At 69.3% G+C, this 16,575-nt stretch carries 12 protein-coding genes; 10 read left to right on the forward strand and 2 right to left on the reverse strand.

The window, feature by feature from the left end:
* Nucleotides 1-98: 98 nt before the first annotated feature.
* The 7 genes from ACIA58_RS03450 (at nt 99) to ACIA58_RS03480 (ending at nt 7,305) form a co-directional block, all read left to right on the forward strand.
* Nucleotides 99-848 (forward strand): sugar phosphate isomerase/epimerase family protein, encoded by a 750-nt coding sequence (locus ACIA58_RS03450; protein WP_396401988.1) that lies wholly within the window; start codon nt 99-101, stop codon nt 846-848.
* On the forward strand, nt 845-1,942 hold the full coding sequence (locus ACIA58_RS03455) for a Gfo/Idh/MocA family protein (RefSeq protein WP_396401989.1): 1,098 nt from the start codon (nt 845-847) through the stop codon (nt 1,940-1,942). Before ACIA58_RS03450 ends, ACIA58_RS03455 begins: the two co-directional genes overlap by 4 nt.
* Nucleotides 1,939-2,547, forward strand: coding sequence for an SGNH/GDSL hydrolase family protein (locus tag ACIA58_RS03460; RefSeq protein ID WP_396401990.1), 609 nt, complete (start codon nt 1,939-1,941; stop codon nt 2,545-2,547). Before ACIA58_RS03455 ends, ACIA58_RS03460 begins: the two co-directional genes overlap by 4 nt.
* 70 nt (nt 2,548-2,617) lie before the next feature.
* A complete protein-coding gene (locus tag ACIA58_RS03465) occupies nt 2,618-5,050 on the forward strand; it encodes a glycoside hydrolase family 2 protein (protein WP_396401991.1) in 2,433 nt (810 codons plus the stop codon).
* A gap of 91 nt (nt 5,051-5,141) precedes the next feature.
* Nucleotides 5,142-5,879, forward strand: coding sequence for a 3D domain-containing protein (locus tag ACIA58_RS03470; protein ID WP_396401992.1), 738 nt, complete (start codon nt 5,142-5,144; stop codon nt 5,877-5,879).
* Nucleotides 5,880-5,883: 4 nt separating this feature from the next.
* Nucleotides 5,884-6,438, forward strand: a complete 555-nt coding sequence (locus ACIA58_RS03475) for a GNAT family N-acetyltransferase (protein ID WP_396401993.1) — start codon at nt 5,884-5,886, stop codon at nt 6,436-6,438.
* A gap of 15 nt (nt 6,439-6,453) precedes the next feature.
* Nucleotides 6,454-7,305: a polysaccharide deacetylase family protein gene (locus ACIA58_RS03480; protein WP_396401994.1), complete on the forward strand. Its 852-nt coding sequence runs from the start codon at nt 6,454-6,456 to the stop codon at nt 7,303-7,305.
* Between the two features lie 23 nt (nt 7,306-7,328).
* Here the strand turns inward: ACIA58_RS03480 and ACIA58_RS03485 are convergent, their stop codons facing one another.
* Nucleotides 7,329-8,789, reverse strand: a complete 1,461-nt coding sequence (locus ACIA58_RS03485; RefSeq protein ID WP_396401995.1) for an NAD-dependent succinate-semialdehyde dehydrogenase — start codon at nt 8,787-8,789, stop codon at nt 7,329-7,331.
* Nucleotides 8,790-8,824: 35 nt separating this feature from the next.
* A complete protein-coding gene (locus ACIA58_RS03490) occupies nt 8,825-9,895 on the reverse strand; it encodes an MsnO8 family LLM class oxidoreductase (protein ID WP_396401996.1) in 1,071 nt (356 codons plus the stop codon).
* Nucleotides 9,896-10,232: 337 nt separating this feature from the next.
* Between ACIA58_RS03490 and ACIA58_RS03495 the strand changes: the two genes are divergently transcribed.
* The 3 genes from ACIA58_RS03495 (at nt 10,233) to ACIA58_RS03505 (ending at nt 16,472) form a co-directional block, all read left to right on the forward strand.
* A complete protein-coding gene (locus ACIA58_RS03495; RefSeq protein ID WP_396401997.1) occupies nt 10,233-13,202 on the forward strand; it encodes a type 2 lanthipeptide synthetase LanM family protein in 2,970 nt (989 codons plus the stop codon).
* Nucleotides 13,203-13,216: 14 nt separating this feature from the next.
* Entirely contained in the window at nt 13,217-13,426 is a 210-nt protein-coding gene (locus ACIA58_RS03500) for a hypothetical protein (RefSeq protein WP_396401998.1), read from the forward strand.
* Between the two features lie 112 nt (nt 13,427-13,538).
* Nucleotides 13,539-16,472, forward strand: coding sequence for a helix-turn-helix transcriptional regulator (locus tag ACIA58_RS03505; protein WP_396401999.1), 2,934 nt, complete (start codon nt 13,539-13,541; stop codon nt 16,470-16,472).
* Nucleotides 16,473-16,575: the final 103 nt, after the last annotated feature.

Genomic DNA, 16,575 nt, shown 5'->3' on the forward strand with positions numbered 1-16,575 from the left:
CCGGTGGGATACGGTTGCCGTCGTTACTTAACCGGTTCGGCTTATCAGTCGGCGTAAACCCAGGGCAGCGGGTGACGCGCCGCCGACAAGGAGAAACCATGGTCGCAGTGGACCACCTGTCCCTCCAGTTGTACACCGTGCGGGGCAAGCTCGAAGAGGACTTCGACGGCACCCTGGCACGCATCGCGGAGATCGGCTACACCAAGGTCGAGCCCTTCGGTGTGACCGCCTTCGCGGACCGTCTGGCCGACGCGCTGCCCAAGCACGGACTATCGGCCCCCACCACCCACGCCGGCCTGCTGCGTGACGAGGCCGGCCCGATCTACGCCGCGGCGAAGCGGCTCGGCATCAGCACGGTCATCGACCCGCACACCGACCCGGCTCGCTGGCAGAACGCCGACGACATCAAGGTCATCGCGGACGGGCTGAACAAGGCCGCGATCGAGGCCGCCGACCACGGCATCACGGTCGGCTACCACAACCACCAGTTCGAGCTCGAGTCGAAGATCGGCGGTGTGCACGGGCTGGAGATCCTGGTCGACAACCTGTCCGACGCCGTGATCCTCGAGGTGGACACGTACTGGGCCGCCGTCGGCGGTGCCGACGTACCGGCGCTGCTCGGCAAGTTCGGCGACCGGGTGAAGGCGATCCACGTCAAGGACGGTGACGGGACGCTCGACAACAAGGCCCAGGTCGCGGTCGGCGACGGCGTCATCGCGGTCCGGGACATCCTGGCCGCCGCTCCGAACGCGCTCCGCGTGGTCGAGCTGGACGACTTCACCGGCGAGATCTTCGACGCGGTCGAGGGCAGCTACACGTTCCTCACCGGAGAGGGTGCGCCTGCATGACAGCTGTCGGAGTAGGTGTGATCGGCGCCGGGGTCATCTCCGACGCCTACATCAAGAGCATGCAGAGCTTCCCGGATCTGAAGGTGCTCGCCATCGGCGACCTCCGGCCGGAGGCGGCGAAGGCGAAGGCCGAGGAGTACGGCATCGAGGCGCACGGTGGCCCCGAGGCTGTGCTGGGGCACCCGGACGTCGAGATCGTGGTCAACCTGACCATCCCGATCGCGCATGTCGAGGTGGCGCTGGCAGCGGTTGCCGCAGGCAAGCATGTCTGGAGCGAGAAGCCGTTCTCGCTGGACCAGGACAGCGGGCTCAAACTGCTGGCCACGGCGCAGGACGCGGGCGTGCGGCTGGGCTGCGCACCCGACACCATCCTGGGTCCGGGTCTGCAGGAGTCCCGTCGCATCATCGAGCGCGGTGACATCGGTACGCCGTTGACCGCGCTCACCCTGATGCAGTCCCCCGGTCCGGAGTCCTGGCACCCGAACCCGGCGTTCCTGTTCCAGGAAGGTGCGGGCCCGCTGTGGGACATCGGCCCGTACTACCTCACCACGCTGGTCCAGCTGTTCGGTCCGGTCGCCGCGGTCGCGGGGATCGGGTCGAAGTCGAAGGAGAAGCGCACGATCGGCTCCGGTCCGCTGGCGGGGACCGACTTCGAGGTGACCGTGCCGACGCACGTCAGCGCGATCGCGAAGTTCGAGTCGGGTCAGTCGTCGCAGAGCATCTTCAGCTTCGACTCGCCGCTGTCGCGGGCCGGGTTCGTCGAGATCACCGGCTCGGACGCGACCCTCGCCGTACCGGACCCGAACGGGTTCGACGGGGAGATCAAGATCCGTCGCCGTGGCGCCGACGACTGGGAGACCGTCGCCGACACCAAGGCGGTCGCCCAGCGGGGCACCGGCGTGCTGGAGATGGCGCGGGCGATCCGGGCCGACCGGCCGCACCGGGCGACCGGGGCGCTGGCGTTCCACATCGTCGACGTGATGGCCTCCATCACCGACTCGATCGACACCGGCGCGTTCGTCGACGTGAACAGCACGGTCGAGGTCGCGCCGATCCTGCCCGACGACTGGGACGTGACCTCAGCAACGCTATGACCAGCATCTTTCTCGATCCCCGGCGGACCGTCGTGTTCGCCGGGGACTCGGTCACCGACTGCGGCCGCCGTACCGACCCCGACGGGTTGGGCGGCGGCTACGTCCGCAACCTGTACGACGACCTCGGCGAACGCCGGCCGAAGATCGTCAACGCCGGCATCAGTGGCAACCGGGCGGCCGACCTGGCCGGCCGGTGGGCCACCGATGTGCTGGCCCACGACCCGTCGCTGGTCTCGATCCTGATCGGGATCAACGACACCTGGCGTCGGTACGACGAGGACGATCCGACGACGGCCGAGTCTTTCGAGGCGTCGTACCGGTCGCTGCTCGACCCGCTGAACTGTCCCGTGGTCCTGATGGAGCCGTTCCTGCTGCCCGTCAAGGAAGGGCAGGACGAATGGCGGGAGGACCTGGATCCGAAACTCGAGGTGGTCCGGAAGCTGGCCGTCGAGTACGGCGCGATTCTGGTGCCGACCGACATCGAGCTGGCCAAGCAAGCCGCGTCCGTAGGCCCGGCGACGCTCGCCGGTGACGGCGTGCACCCGAGCCCGGCCGGACATCGCGCGCTCGCCGAGCTGTGGCGACGCTACGTCTTGGACGACTGACATCCGCCGCTCCTCGCACTGTGGTGAGGAGCGGCTTCACTAAACCGGTTCACCTTTCTGGAGCCCGACTGTGACATCGCTGAAGACCCTTGATCTCACCACCGACGGCGGTGCCGCCTGGACCGTTCACGCCGTCGAAGGTCCCGCGCCGGATGGCCTGACCGGCCGCGCGATCGCCGCGACGGTGCCGGGTGAGGTGCACACCGACCTGCTCGCGGCCGGCGAGATCCCGGACCCGTTCGACGGCGACAACGAGTCGAAGCTGCACTGGATCGGCCGGACCAGCTGGAGCTACCGGACCACGTTCAGCTGGGTTGCCGATGGCAACGACCGGCAGGAGCTGGTGGCCGCGGGCCTCGACACCGTCGCGACCGTCACGCTGAACGGCCAGGAGCTGGGCCGCACCGCGAACCAGCACCGCTCGTACCGGTTCGACATCACCGGCGTACTGGTTGCCGGCGACAACGAGCTGGTGATCGACTTCGAGGGCCCGGTGACGGCGGCCGAGGCGGAGCGGGCGAAGGTCGGCAGCTGGCCGCACACCAACCTGCACCCGTACAACGAGCTGCGCAAGATGGCCTCGAACTTCGGCTGGGACTGGGGACCCGACGTCGCGACCGCGGGCATCTGGCGGCCGATCCGGATCGAGTCCTGGTCCGGCGTACGGATCGACTCGGTCCGACCGCTCGCGGGCGCCGACGGTGTTCTGAACACTTATGTCTCGCTGGTCTGGACCGACACGGCCGCCGAGTACGCCACGGTCACCGCGGAGGTCGGCGGTACGACGCAGTCCGCGAGCGTCAAGCCCGGCACCGACACCGTCGTCCTCACCAACAGGGTCGCCGCGGTGGACCTTTGGTGGCCGCGCGGGCACGGCGAGCAGCCGTTGTACGACGTGGTCGTGACGCTGGCCGACGACACCTGGACCGGGCGGGTCGGTTTCCGCGACATCACCGTGAACGTTGCCCCGGACAACGACGGCACGCCGTTCGTCATCTCCGTCAACGGCAAGCCGATCTACATCCGCGGCGCGAACTGGATCCCGGACGACGCGTTCGTCACCCGGCTGAACGCGGACACGTACCGGACCAGCATCCAGGACTCGGTCGACGCCGGCATGAACCTGCTGCGGGTGTGGGGCGGCGGGATCTACGAGAGCGAGGACTTCTACGACGTCTGCGACGAGCTGGGGATCCTGGTCTGGCAGGACTTCCTGTTCGCGTGTGCGGCGTACTCCGAGGACGAGCCGCTCCGGAGCGAGGTCGAGGCCGAGGCCCGCGAGGCCGTCACCCGGCTGAGCAAGCACGCCAGCCTCGCCGTGTGGAACGGCAACAACGAGAACATCTGGGGGTACGTCGAGTGGAGCTGGCGGGTCCCGCTGGCCGGACGGCCGTGGGGCGCCGGGTACTACCTCGAACTGCTGCCCAAGATCGTCGCCGAGCTCGACCCGCGGACGCCGTACTCCGCCGGTAGCCCGTACTCGTTCGACCAGTTCATCCACCCGAACGACGAGCGGCACGGGACCATGCACATCTGGGACGTGTGGAACCAAGTGGACTACACGACGTACCGCGAGTACAAGCCGCGGTTCGTGTCGGAGTTCGGCTTCCAGGGACCGCCGGCCTGGTCGACGCTGACGTCGGTGGTGCACGACGCGCCGCTGGATCCCTACGGTTCGCAGATGCTGGTGCATCAGAAGGCGTTCGAGGGAAACCTCAAGCTCGAGCGCGGGCTGGGCGAACACCTGCCGGCCTGGAAGGACATCGACGACTGGCACTGGACCACGCAGCTGAACCAGGCGCGGGCCGTTGCCTATGGCATCGAACACTTCCGGTCGCTGTTCCCGTTGAACACCGGTGCGGTCGTGTGGCAGCTGAACGACAACTGGCCGGTGGTCTCCTGGGCGGCCGTCGACGGCCACGGGATCCGCAAGCCGCTGTGGTACGCGCTGAAGCGGGTGTACGCCGACCGGCTGCTGACCGTGCAGCCGCGCGAGGACGGGCTGGTCGTTGCCGCACACAACGACACCGACGAGACCTGGACCACCGAGGTGACGGTGACCCGGCGGTCCACCGCACGCGAAGGTGAGGTGCTGGCGCGCGAGACGTTCTCGCTCGAGGTGCCGGCGCGGTCGGCGGTGCTCAACGGCCTGCCCGAGTCGGTTGCCGTCGCGTCCACCCCGGCGGCGGAGTACCTCGAGGTCCGCGGCGACACCACGGCGTACTGGTACTTCGTCGAGGACACCTCGCTGCAGCTGGCCGCCGACGCCTTCACCACCGAGGTGACCTCGAACCCCGACGGGTACGACATCACCGTCACGGCGACCGCGCTGGCCAAGGACCTGGCCTTCTTCCCGGACCGGCTGGACCCGGCGGCGCGGGTGGACTCGGGTCTGGTGACGCTGTCGGCGGGCGAGAGCCACACGTTCCACGTCACCGGCGCGAAGGCGCCCGAGTGGGTCGGCGTACCGGTGCTGCGATCGGCGAACGACCTGCTGAACTGACTTACGTCGAGACCTTGACTAAAGGTGTGGCGGGACCGCTACTTGAGGGTGAAACCCCCTGGTCCCGCCCCACCTCGGAGGTCTTGTTGCTATGCGCTCTTTCGCCGTTGTCCTGCTGAGCCTTACGTCCCTGCTGGTGGCTCCGGCCACCGCATCGGCCGCATTGCCGGTCTGTCAGCACTTCTACACCGGACCGATTCCGGATCGTCCGGTCTCCGGCGGTCACGGCAACGGGACCACCGCACCGCCGTACGACGTCAGCACTCGGCTGCCGGCGCCGAGCGGGATCGACGGTGGTCTCGGGGTGGACGGGCGGGTCACATTCACCTTCAACCGGGTGGCCGGCGCGAAGGCCTACCGCGCGTTCCGGAACGGGCAGGCGCTGCAGTGGATCAGCGACTGGGGTCAGCCGACACTGCAGGTCACGGACGCGAGCCCGTGCGACGGCGCGCACTACCAGGTGTACGCGATGTCGGCCGAGGACACGTCGGGGTCGTCGATCGGCCAGATCAGTACGTCGTACCGGCTCAACTCGTCCAACCGGCTGGAGGCGTACCGGATGCCGGCCGGGACCACGCTGAACTACCGAGTCTCGGCGTACAACGACGTGGCCCAGACGGCGCTCGGCTACAACGCCGGCACCGGGATCTGCGCCGTGGACGCCCGCATCATCCCGTGGGGCACGCGGCTCTACGTCCCCGGCTACGGCCACTGCTACGCGGCCGACATCGGCAGCTGGATCAAGGACGACATCGTCGACGTGTGGTTCCCGCCTGGCTCAGACGCCGACAACTGGGGGATCCAGAGGCTGACGCTGACCGTAGAGTGAGCGGATGCGCTTTGCTGTCCGGCTGACCGAGTCTGGTGAGTTGCGGTCGCTCGAACCTTGGCAGGCGGCGGAGTTCCTTGCTCACGTGGACAAGGCCCGCGACGCGCTCGCGCCGTACGCGCCGTGGGTCGAGGTCGTCACCGACCTGGAGCGGGCACGGAACTATCTGGCCAGGTATGCGCACCTGCAGGCGGCCGACGAGGGCCGGATGTACGGGATCTGGCTGGACGGTGAGCTGGTCGGCGGGATGCAGTTCCGCGGCTTCGACACCGACCTGGGGATCACCGAGCTGGGCGCCTGGGTCGCACCGGAGGCCGAGGGCCGCGGACTGGTCACGCGAGCCGCTCAGCGGATGATCGACTGGGCCATCGGCGTACGCGGGCTGAACCGGGTGGAGTGGCGCTGCACTGCGGACAACGCCCGGAGCATCGCAACCGCGAAGCGGCTGGGCATGCTCCATGAGGGGACGCTGCGCCAGGCGTTCGTGCACCACGGAGTACACGACGTACAGGTCTGGGCAATGACTCGCACCGACTGGGACCAGCGACCCTGGCGGTAGGCATACTGGACCATCGTGAACTGGGGGAAGCACGCTGCGGTCGGTGTCCTGCTGTTGACTCTTGTTGCTTGTAGCAACACCAAGCCGATCGGAGCGCCCCAGACCCGGGCTCCGTCAGCACCCGTGCGTACTGCGAAGGCGATCCGGCCGACCATGGCGCCGGTCCAGGCCAGGCCAGGTGCGTCCACCCGGGCGACCCTGATGCCGGTGCTCGACCACGGGCCGCGGGACAAGAAGCAGATCGCCTTGACGTTCGACGCGGACCTGACTGCGTTGATGCGCAAGCGGCTGGTCTCCGGGAAGGTCAAGTCGTACTACAACAAGGCGCTGATCGACGAACTGCGGGCGATGCACGTGCCGGCGACCATGTTCCTCACCGGGATGTGGATGGAGCAGTACCCCGACATCACCCGGCAGCTCGCGAAGGATCCGTTGTTCGAGCTGGGGACGCACACCTACGACCACCGGGGTTTCACCAAGCATTGCTACACGCTGGGCACTGTCCCCAAGCAGGACATGTTGAACGACGTACGGCATGCGATCACGCAGCTCGACCAGCTGGATCCGCACGCCACCAGGTGGTTCCGGTTCCCAGGTGGGTGCTACGACACCACCGCCTTGCGCGAGCTGGCGCCGGCCGGTGTCACCGCCGTCGGACTGGACGTACCGGGCGCGGACGGCTTCGCCAAGTCACCCCAGCCCGTCATCAGGCAGGTCCTCGACCACGTGCAGAACGGTTCAATCGTTGTCCTCCACATGCACGGCGGCGACAACGCGCCGTACACCGCCCAGGCCGTAGGTCCGATCGTGCGAGAGCTCCGCGCCCGCGGCTACCACCTGGTCACGGTGACCCAGCTGGTCAGCTAGAAGCCGGCCCTCGATCCTTCTGTCTAGTCGATGTTGACGGCGACGTACTTGAGTTCCAGGTACTCGTCGATGCCTACGGTGCCGCCTTCGCGGCCGAGGCCGGACTGTTTGACGCCGCCGAAGGGGGCCGCCGGGTTGGAGACGATGCCCTGGTTGAGGCCGATCATCCCGGCCTCGAGGCGCTCGGAGACCCGCAGCGCCCGGCCGAGGTCCTTGGTGAACAGGTAGGAGACCAGGCCGAACTCCGTGTCGTTCGCCATCCGCACGGCCTCGTCCTCGGTCTCGAACGCGGTCAGCGGCGCGACCGGCCCGAAGATCTCCTCCTTCTGCAGCCGGGCCGTCGCCGGTACGTCGGCCAGCACCGTCGGCTGGAAGAAGTATCCGTTGCCCTCAGCAACTTCGCCGCCGGTCAGCGGCCGGGCGCCCTGGGCGATCGCGTCCGCGACCAGGTCGCGGACCTTGTCGCGCTGCTTGGCGTCGATCAGCGGACCGACGTTGACGCCGTCCTCGGTCCCCCGGCCGACCTTCAGCGCCGCCATCCGCTCGGTCAGGCGAGTCGCGAACTCTTCCATCACCGACGAGTGCACGTAGATCCGGTTGGCCGACGTGCAGGCCTCGCCGCCGTTGCGCATCTTCGCGAGCATCGCGCCCTCGACCGCCTTGTCCAGGTCGGCGTCCTCGAACACCAGCAGCGGCGCGTTCCCGCCGAGCTCCATGCTCGTCCGCAGCACCTGGTCCGCGGCCTGCTCGATCAGCTTGCGGCCGACCGGGGTCGAGCCGGTGAACGACAGCTTCCGCGCCCGGCCGTCGCGGATCAGCGGCTCCATCACGCCGCCCGAGTCGTGGGTGGTGATCACGTTCAGCACGCCGGCCGGGAGACCGGCCTCGGTCATCAGCTCGGCCAGCTTGAGCATCGACAGCGGTGTCTGCGAGGCCGGCTTGATCACCATCGTGCAGCCGGCGGCGACCGCGGGGCCGATCTTGCGGGCACCCATCGCTGCCGGGAAGTTCCACGGCGTGATCAGCAGGCACGGCCCGACCGGCTGACGCATCAGCAGGAACCGGCCCGAACCGTTCGGGGCGATCTGGTACCCGCCCTCGATCCGGACCGCCTCCTCGGCGAACCAGCGGAAGAACTCGGCCGCGTAGGCGATCTCGCCCTTGGACTCGGCGACCGGCTTGCCCATCTCGAGCGTCATCAGCAGCGCGAGGTCGTCGGCCCGCTCGGTCATCAGCTCATAGGTACGGCGCAGGATCTCGCCACGCTCACGTGGCGGCGTAGCGGCCCACTCCGCCTGCGCGGCGACCGCTGCGTCAAGCGCTGTCTTGCCGTCGGCCGGGCTGGCATCCGCCACCTCGCAGAGCGTCGTACCGGTGGCCGGGTCCTCGACGGGGAGGGTCTTGCCGCCCTCGGCCGCCACCCACTTGCCTCCGACGAACAGCTCGGTCGGACACGCCTCGACGACTTCCCGCTCCGTTGACATGAGCCCGCCTCTCGTCTGGGTTCGCCGTACCCAGACTAGGCCGTGGCTATGAGGGGTGGGGTGCGGCTGGGGACCGTCCGGACGATGCGGGTCAGGCCGGCGGCGACGGTGCGGAGGATGGCCGAGCGGATCAGTCCGTCGAAGGCCAGTGGGACGAGCATGACCTCGTCGGCCGTCGTACTCGCGACCAGTGCGCCCAGCTCGGCAGCAACCGTCGCCCGGGAGCCGACGATGTACCCCTGGTCGTCCATCAGCCGCTCAGCGCGCCCACGCTCGCGTCCGGTCAACGGCGGGTCCAGCAGCGCCATCAGCTCGGCGGACGTGACACGCGGTCCCGCTGAGGCCAGCCGGGTCTTCACGCGCACGTACTCCGCGAACCGGACCACTGCCTGTTCCTCGGAGTCAGCTGCCACCACTCCGACCGTGACAGCCAGGTACGGCCCTACCTTCGGTCCGGTCGGCTCGAAGTGCTTGCGGTATGCGTCCACCGCAGCAGATGTCACCGCAGCCGCGCAGTGGTGCGCCACAAAGAGAGGTAGTCCACGTACGGCGGCAGTCACCGCAGTACCCGGGTGATCAGCTACTACGAAGACAGGTGGCGGCAGTCCGGCCAGTGACAGGCGTACGTCGCCTACCGGCACCCGGCCGGGCGTTCCATCGCGCAAGAACCCGCACAGCTCGTCCAGTCGCTGCGGGAACGAGGCGCGTGCACCACCGGCGAGAGCAGCCGCAGTACTGGGTGCAACGCTGCGTTGCTCCTCCACGCCCAGGTCGATACGACTCGGGTACGCCGCTGCCAGTGCGGCGAACTGCTCCGCCACGACCAGCGGCTGATGGTTGGTCAGCAGAACCCCGCCGGCGCCCAAGCGGATCCGGTCGGTCCGCGCGGCGAGCACCGCCGCGAGTACGGCCGGTGCTGCCCCGCCGACGCCTCGGACACCATGCTGCTCTCCCAGCCAGAAGCGGCGGTATCCGAGGTCGTCGGCAGCCAGTGCCACCTCTGCCGTTTCCCGGAGCGCGGCCGCAGCCGACTGACCGGGCAGCTGCGGTACGACGTCCAGCACAGAGTGAGCTGAGACAGGTAGTCCGGGAGCGACAGTGAGCACGCGCCCACGGTGACAGTGCGGGCCGGGTTCACGCATGGGGATTCCGCACCCAAGTTCCGGCCAGTGTGCCCCCATCCTCGGCGGCCCGGACGCGACCCGAAAATGGGGGTTCGGAGCTCTTGCCGAGCCTGGTCCGGCACAGGCATCGTTCCCGCCGTGCCGCCGGCCTTCCACCAAGGGCCGGCCGGCCCGGTCCGCTGCCGCGGGGTCGTCAACCCCCAGTCGTTACCCCGCGGCAGACACCGGTCGACACTCAGCTACCGAGCCGCGGAACGGCCAAGAATATGGGGGCTGAGTACCCATGCCCGGGCACTGTCCCCGATGGCAGCCTGAGCCCGTGCTCAACTCAGCGACCGCCGGAAAGGCCCGGATCAGCCAGCGTGACACCTGGTGGTCGGCCGGCGTGCAGCCGCACGAGTTGACACACTCCGCGCCGGCCTGGGCCGAGTACGTGGAGCGCAGTACGTCTCTCCCCCCGAGCGCGCCTGCCGCCGGTCGAGACCCTGCAGGGACCGGTGTCATTGGCGGCTACACGTCAGGTGGAGCGGCCACGACGGCGGATGGGTCCGGCACGGACTGGCGGCAGGCGCTCATGTGTTGCCTGCACCCTCTGCTCGACTCGGCCCGCCGGGACCTGGCCGCGGCCGGGCACAGCGGCGTGCTCGCCGAGCAGTTCCTGCAGCGGCTGGGACTCCGCCTGGTGAAGCTGGCCGCCCGCACGCTGGTCCTGGAGCTCGCGCGGGCCCGCGACCGCGGCGAACTGGCCGGCGACACCCCTGCCGCGAGGTTCCTGGACTTCACCCACCGGCTCGTGGGAGGGAGCGAGCTGGCGGAGTTCCTGGCCACGTACCCGGTGCTGGCCCGGGTCCTGGGCGAGTCGTGCCGTCAGGGCGTCGAGGGTCACCTCGAGCTGCTGGCACGACTCGCCGAGGACCGTGAGTCACTCGTCGCCGGGTTGCTGGGCGGACGTGATCCCGGTTCGCTGACCGCGATCGACCCCGGCGGCGATCCGCACCGGGGCGGTCGGTGCACCGCGATCCTCACCTTCGCCGACGGACGCCGGCTGGTCTACAAGCCGCGTCCGCTGGAGCTCCACCGGCACTTCAACGCCTTCGTGGACTGGCTCAACGACAAGACCGCACTGGCCATCCGCACGGTCCGCCTGCTCACCCGCGACGGCTACGGCTGGCTGGAGTACGTCGTCCACGAGCCGTGCGACGACTTCGGCGGCGTACGGCGGTTCTACCACCGGCAAGGCGCTCTGCTCGCCCTCCTGTACGTGCTCGACGGCACCGACATGCACTTCGAGAACCTGATCGCCGCCGGCGACCAGCCGGTGCTGGTGGACGTCGAGACGCTGTTCCACCCGAGTCATCTGCCGGTGACCGCGTTGAGCCACGATCCGGCGTACAGCTCGCTGCTCGGCTCGGTCTACCGCACCGCGCTGCTTCCGCTGCTCGTGTCGGGTGAGTACGGCGTCGCGGACGTGTCCGGCCTTGGCGGTGACGACGAGTCGAATGCTCCGATGAGCGTGGTCGACTGGGCCGACGCGGGGCTGGACTCGATGCATCTGGTCCGTCGTCCCGGACAGACGACGAGCGCCGCGAACCGCCCGATGCTGGACGGGGCGATGATCGAGCCACGCGAGCACGAGATCGCTCTGCTCACAGGGTTCCGGGCCGCGTATGAGGCGATTGCCCGGCACCGCGAAGAGTTCCTCGGACCGGACGGGTTGCTGGCGCGGTGCGACTCCGACGAGCTCCGGTTCGTGCCGCGCAGCACGGCTCTGTACAAGAGTCTGCTCGACGAGTCGACCCACCCGGACGCACTGCGCGACGCGGCCGGCCGGAGTCAGCTGCTCGACCTGCTGTGGGATGCGGACGAGTCGTTGCACGCGATCGTCCCGCACGAGCTCGCCGATCTGTGGGCAGGTGACGTACCGCTGTTCACCGCTCGCCCGGACAGCCGGGACGTGTGGGCGTCGGACGGCACCCGGATCGCCGATGTTCTCGCACTGACGGGCCTTGCGGCGGTAGAGGCGAAGATCGCAAGCCTCGGTGACGTGGACGAACATCGGCAGACCTGGCTGATCTCCGCGTCCCTCGCCACCCGTCCGGAGCCGATCAAGCACGTCAGTACGAGGACCAGGCAACATCTGGGTCCGACCGAAGCAGATCCCGATCAGCTCCTCGCGGCGGCCACCGACATCGCCGACGAGATCGTCGCGCAGGTGATCGGCGAAACCGGCGGCGCGGCCAACTGGCTCGGTCTCGAACTGCTCGACGACCACCACTGGGCTGTGCGTTCCATGGGCGCCGGCCTGTCCAACGGCTACACCGGTACGGCACTGTTCCTCGCACAGGTCGGCGCACTCACCGGAGCCGGCAAGTACTACGAGCTGGCCCGCGACGCGATCCGTCCGATCCCGCAGCTGCTCGAAGCGCTGGCCGGTGACCTCGAGTCGGCTCAACTCGTCGGACCGGGCTTCCACGGGCTCGGCGGCATCAGCTACGGCCTGGACCGGCTGCGCACCCTCCTCGGCGACGCCGAGCTGACCAGCTGGCTGGCAGCCTCGCTCGACCTCACCGAGCAGCTCGTGCCGGACCCCACCGAGTTCCCGTCGTACGTCGAAGGCGCGGCCGGCGGACTGGCCGCGATGCAAGCAATAACAGGACTTCCGGCCGCCGACCGGCTGGCCGACCGATACGCGAATCACCTGGTGGCCAGAGTCGAGAGCGGACTCCGTGGCCGAGTAGCAGCGGATCACGGCTTCGCTCGCGGCTACCAGGGAATCGCATGGTCGCTCGGACAGTACGGCGTACCTGGCGACAGGTACCTGGATGCCGCCCGGACAGCAGCCGACCTCGACCGGCGGAACACGCCTGTCGGCCACGGCTGGTGCTCGGGCGACGCCGGGACCGCGCTGGCCCGGGCGGCGGCCGGAGTACCCGCGGACCTCGACAGCTACCTGAGGTCCGCAACAGAACGCCCGGTGCTCGCCGACCTGAGTCTGTGCCACGGCGAGCTCGGCGCGGTGGAGTCACTGATGTGGCTCGCCGGACGCGAGTACCCAGCTGCAGAGGCCGCGCGACGACGTCGTGCGGGGCTGGTGCTCGCGGCAGTACAGCAGTACGGACCGCAGTGTGGGACACCACGAGCCGTACCGTCTCCAGGCCTGCTGACCGGTCTGGCAGGGATCGGGTACGGAGTGCTCCGCCTTGCGTTCCCCGAACGGGTTCCGTCCGTGCTGTTGCTCGAACCAACCACCGGGTCGAGGTGTGGCACAGCACCAGAGCCCACACAGTGACAAGGGGAAACAGCATGACCGCCCAGCACCACGATGTTCAGCCCAAGACCACGGCCGACGCCCAGTCAACTGTCCCGGAACACACCGATCCGCTCGGTCCGATCACGTTGCCCATGCGGCACAAGGTCGGCGCCCGGGCGATGGCCCTCGTCGGGGTCGTCGGCCTGAGCGCGGCAGCGGCCGCCGTCATGGTCCCCGACGGCCTCCCGTTCGGGACGATCTAGGTCCGACGAGCTGCCCGCGGACAGCAGCGAACGTTTGACCGAGGGCCGGGTCCAACCGGCCCTCGGTCGACCTGTCTGCGGCAACAGCAATTCGTCGTTACAGTTGGCAATCATGCAGACCCGTTCGCCTACCGTGGTCGGCAGAGCCCGGGAGATCGAAAGCCTTCACCGCCTGCTGGCCGGCGCCCACGGCGGTCACGGCGGTCATGGGGGTGCGATCTTCCTGGTCGGCGAGCCCGGCATCGGAAAGAGCCGGCTGGCCGCGACCGCCACCGCCCAAGCCCTCGACGCAGGCATGACGACGCTACGCGGACGGGTCGGGGCGATCGGCACGATGGTTGCCTTCCGCCCGTTCACCGAGGCGCTGCTGTCGTTGATCCGGCGCGGCGAGATGCCCACGACCGAAGGCCTCGGGCCGTACCAGCAGGTGCTCGGCCGGCTCGTTCCGGACTGGGACGACGGCACCGCCCACGACACCGCTGCGTCACCGGTCGTACTCGGGGAGGCAGTGCTGCGACTGCTGACGCTGGTCGGCCGGGACCGCGGCTGCCTACTCGTCCTCGAGGACCTGCACGGCTCCGACCCGGAGACGCTGGCCGTGATCGAGTACCTGCTCGACAACCTGGACAACCAGCCGATCGCGCTCGTGGCGACGATGCGGTCCGAGATGTGCGAGGCGTACGAACTGGCCCGGTTGTCGGCGCAACGAGGTACCGCCGAACTGATCGAGCTGCAACCGCTACGGCGGAGTGAGGTCGCCGAGCTCGCCGCGGGTTGCCTGGAGGTTCCGGTCGACGGCGTGCCCGAACAGCTGTCCGACCAGCTGTGGAACGACAGCGCCGGAGTTCCTTTCATCGTCGAGGAACTGCTGCAGGAGGCGAACCGCAGCGGACAACTGGTGTCCGGGCCGGACGGCAGCGTGCAGGTGGTCGACGACCTGCACACGAACGTCCCGCCCGCAGTGGTGCGCAGTATCAGCAGCCGGACCGCGCAGCTCGGGCCGCAGTCGCGGGACATCCTCGTGCTGGCGGCGGTGATCGGGCACCGGTTCCCGCTGAGCGTCGTACGCAAGGCGACCGGGACGGACGAACGGTTGCTGCTGGCCACACTCCGGGCCGGTGTGGCCGCCCAGCTCGTCGGTCCGGACGAGCCGGCGCCGGACTGGTACGCGTTCCGGCATCCGCTGACCGCCGAATCGCTGCTCGCCGGCCTGACGCCGACCGAACGCTCGGCGCTGGCCAGTCGCTGCGCCGACGCGGTCGAGGAGCTGCATCCGGGTCTGCCGGGCGAGTGGTGCCCGATGGTCGCGGAGCTCGCCGACACCGGCGGCGACAGCATCCGTGCGGGGCGGCTGTTCGCGCTCGCCGGGCGGCGGTCGTTCGACGACGGCTCGACGGGGTCGGCGGCCAATCTGCTCGAGCGCGCGAACACCCTGCTCGTCGCCGATCCCGATATCGGCCACCGGGCCGACGTCCTCGGCTCGCTGCTGCTCGCGCTGAGCGCGACCGGCCGCTTCGAGCACATCGCCGCGCACGCCGCGACCGTCGACGAGCTGGCCGACCGCAACCTCGACAGCCGCAAGGTGGCCGCGCTGCACGTCCAGCTCGCGAACACCGAGATGATGGCCGGTCGCTGGTCGGCCGGGCTGGCCCACGTCACGACCGCCCGGTCCCTGCTCGGCAGCGACGCCGGGGACGCCGACCTCGCCCCGGTCGACGCGATCGCGGCCAACCTCGAGCTGGCCCGCACGAGCCCCGGCCGGCTCAAGAACGCGACCGAGCTGGCCACCCGCGCGGCCGCGGCGGCCGAACGCGCCGAGCTGCCCGAGGTGGCCTGCGAAGCCCTGCAACTGCTGGGGATCCTGGCCCGCGAGCACGACCTCGACCGGTCGATCGACTACTTCCATCGGGCCCGGCAGATCGCCGAGGACCACGGGATGACCTACCAGCGGGTCGGCTCGCACTTCTTCCAGGCGGGCACCATCTGCCTCGCGAACGGCAGCATCCTCGAGCTGGAGCGGGCCCGGCAGCAGGCGCTGCGGATCGGCGCCATCCCGTTGATGTACGAGGTGGACGGCATCCTCGGCCAGCAGGCGATCCTGCGGTCCGAATACGCCCGGGCAGCCGAGATCATCGCCGAGTGTCTGGAGGTCACCCGGCGGCTGCGGATGGGGCGGGCCGCGACCTACTTCCTGGCGATCAAGGCGATCCTGGAGGCGCACCAGGGGCGCCGGGCCGCGATGGAGGCAACGCTGGCCGAGGTCGCGAACTGGGGCGGCGAGCGAGCGTCGTACGAATTGCCGTACTCGTACGGACTGGCCAGGGCGTTCTGCGCGCTGCTGGAGGAGAACCGCGAGCTGGCCGACTCCGACCTGGCGCAGGCGCTCGCGTACGACGCGCAGAACCCGACCACCCTGCACCTGACCGGCAAGAACGGGCTGGGCCTGCTGCTCGGCGTCCTGTCCGGACGCAACGGCTGGGCCCACTTCGAGGCGGTCACCGCGACCGCTGCGAGCGGCATGCGATGGAACAAGCAGTTCGTCCAGCTCGCAGAGGCCGTACTGCTCGGCCGGGACGGTCAGGCCGAAGCGGCCAACGCCAAGGTGCAGGAGGCGACGGAGACCGCGTTGCTGTTCCCGCTGGCGCGGCACCTCGGTCTGCGCCTGGTTGCCGAGCCTGCCTACGCAGACGGCTGGGGTGATCCGGTCGCGTGGCTGCGGCTGGCCGAGGACTACTTCCACACCGCGGGCATCCCGGCCGTGGCGAGTGCTTGTCGCGGTCTGATGCGGCAGCTCGGCGCAACCGTGTCACAGCGCCGGAACGGGTCGGACCAGGTGCCGGCGCATCTGCGACAACTCGGGATCACCACCCGTGAGTACGAGGTCTGCCAGCTGCTGGTGGACCGGATCGGGAACAAGTCGATCGCGTCCCGGTTGCACATCTCGCCACGAACGGTGGAGAAGCACGTGGCGAGTCTGATGAGCAAGACCCAGCAACCGGACCGGGAGGCACTGAGCAGTTTCGCCCGGACCGCGCTGCAGGGCTGAGGCCGGATGCTGACCCGATTCCGGGCAGCGATGCGTGTGCTGGAACATCTGACACCAGTTGGGTGATAGTTGTCGACTCACGCATCGGCATCCGCCATCCGGC

This window comes from Kribbella sp. NPDC051586 (assembly GCF_044453965.1).
In the GTDB taxonomy this organism is placed as follows: Bacteria; Actinomycetota; Actinomycetes; order Propionibacteriales; family Kribbellaceae; genus Kribbella.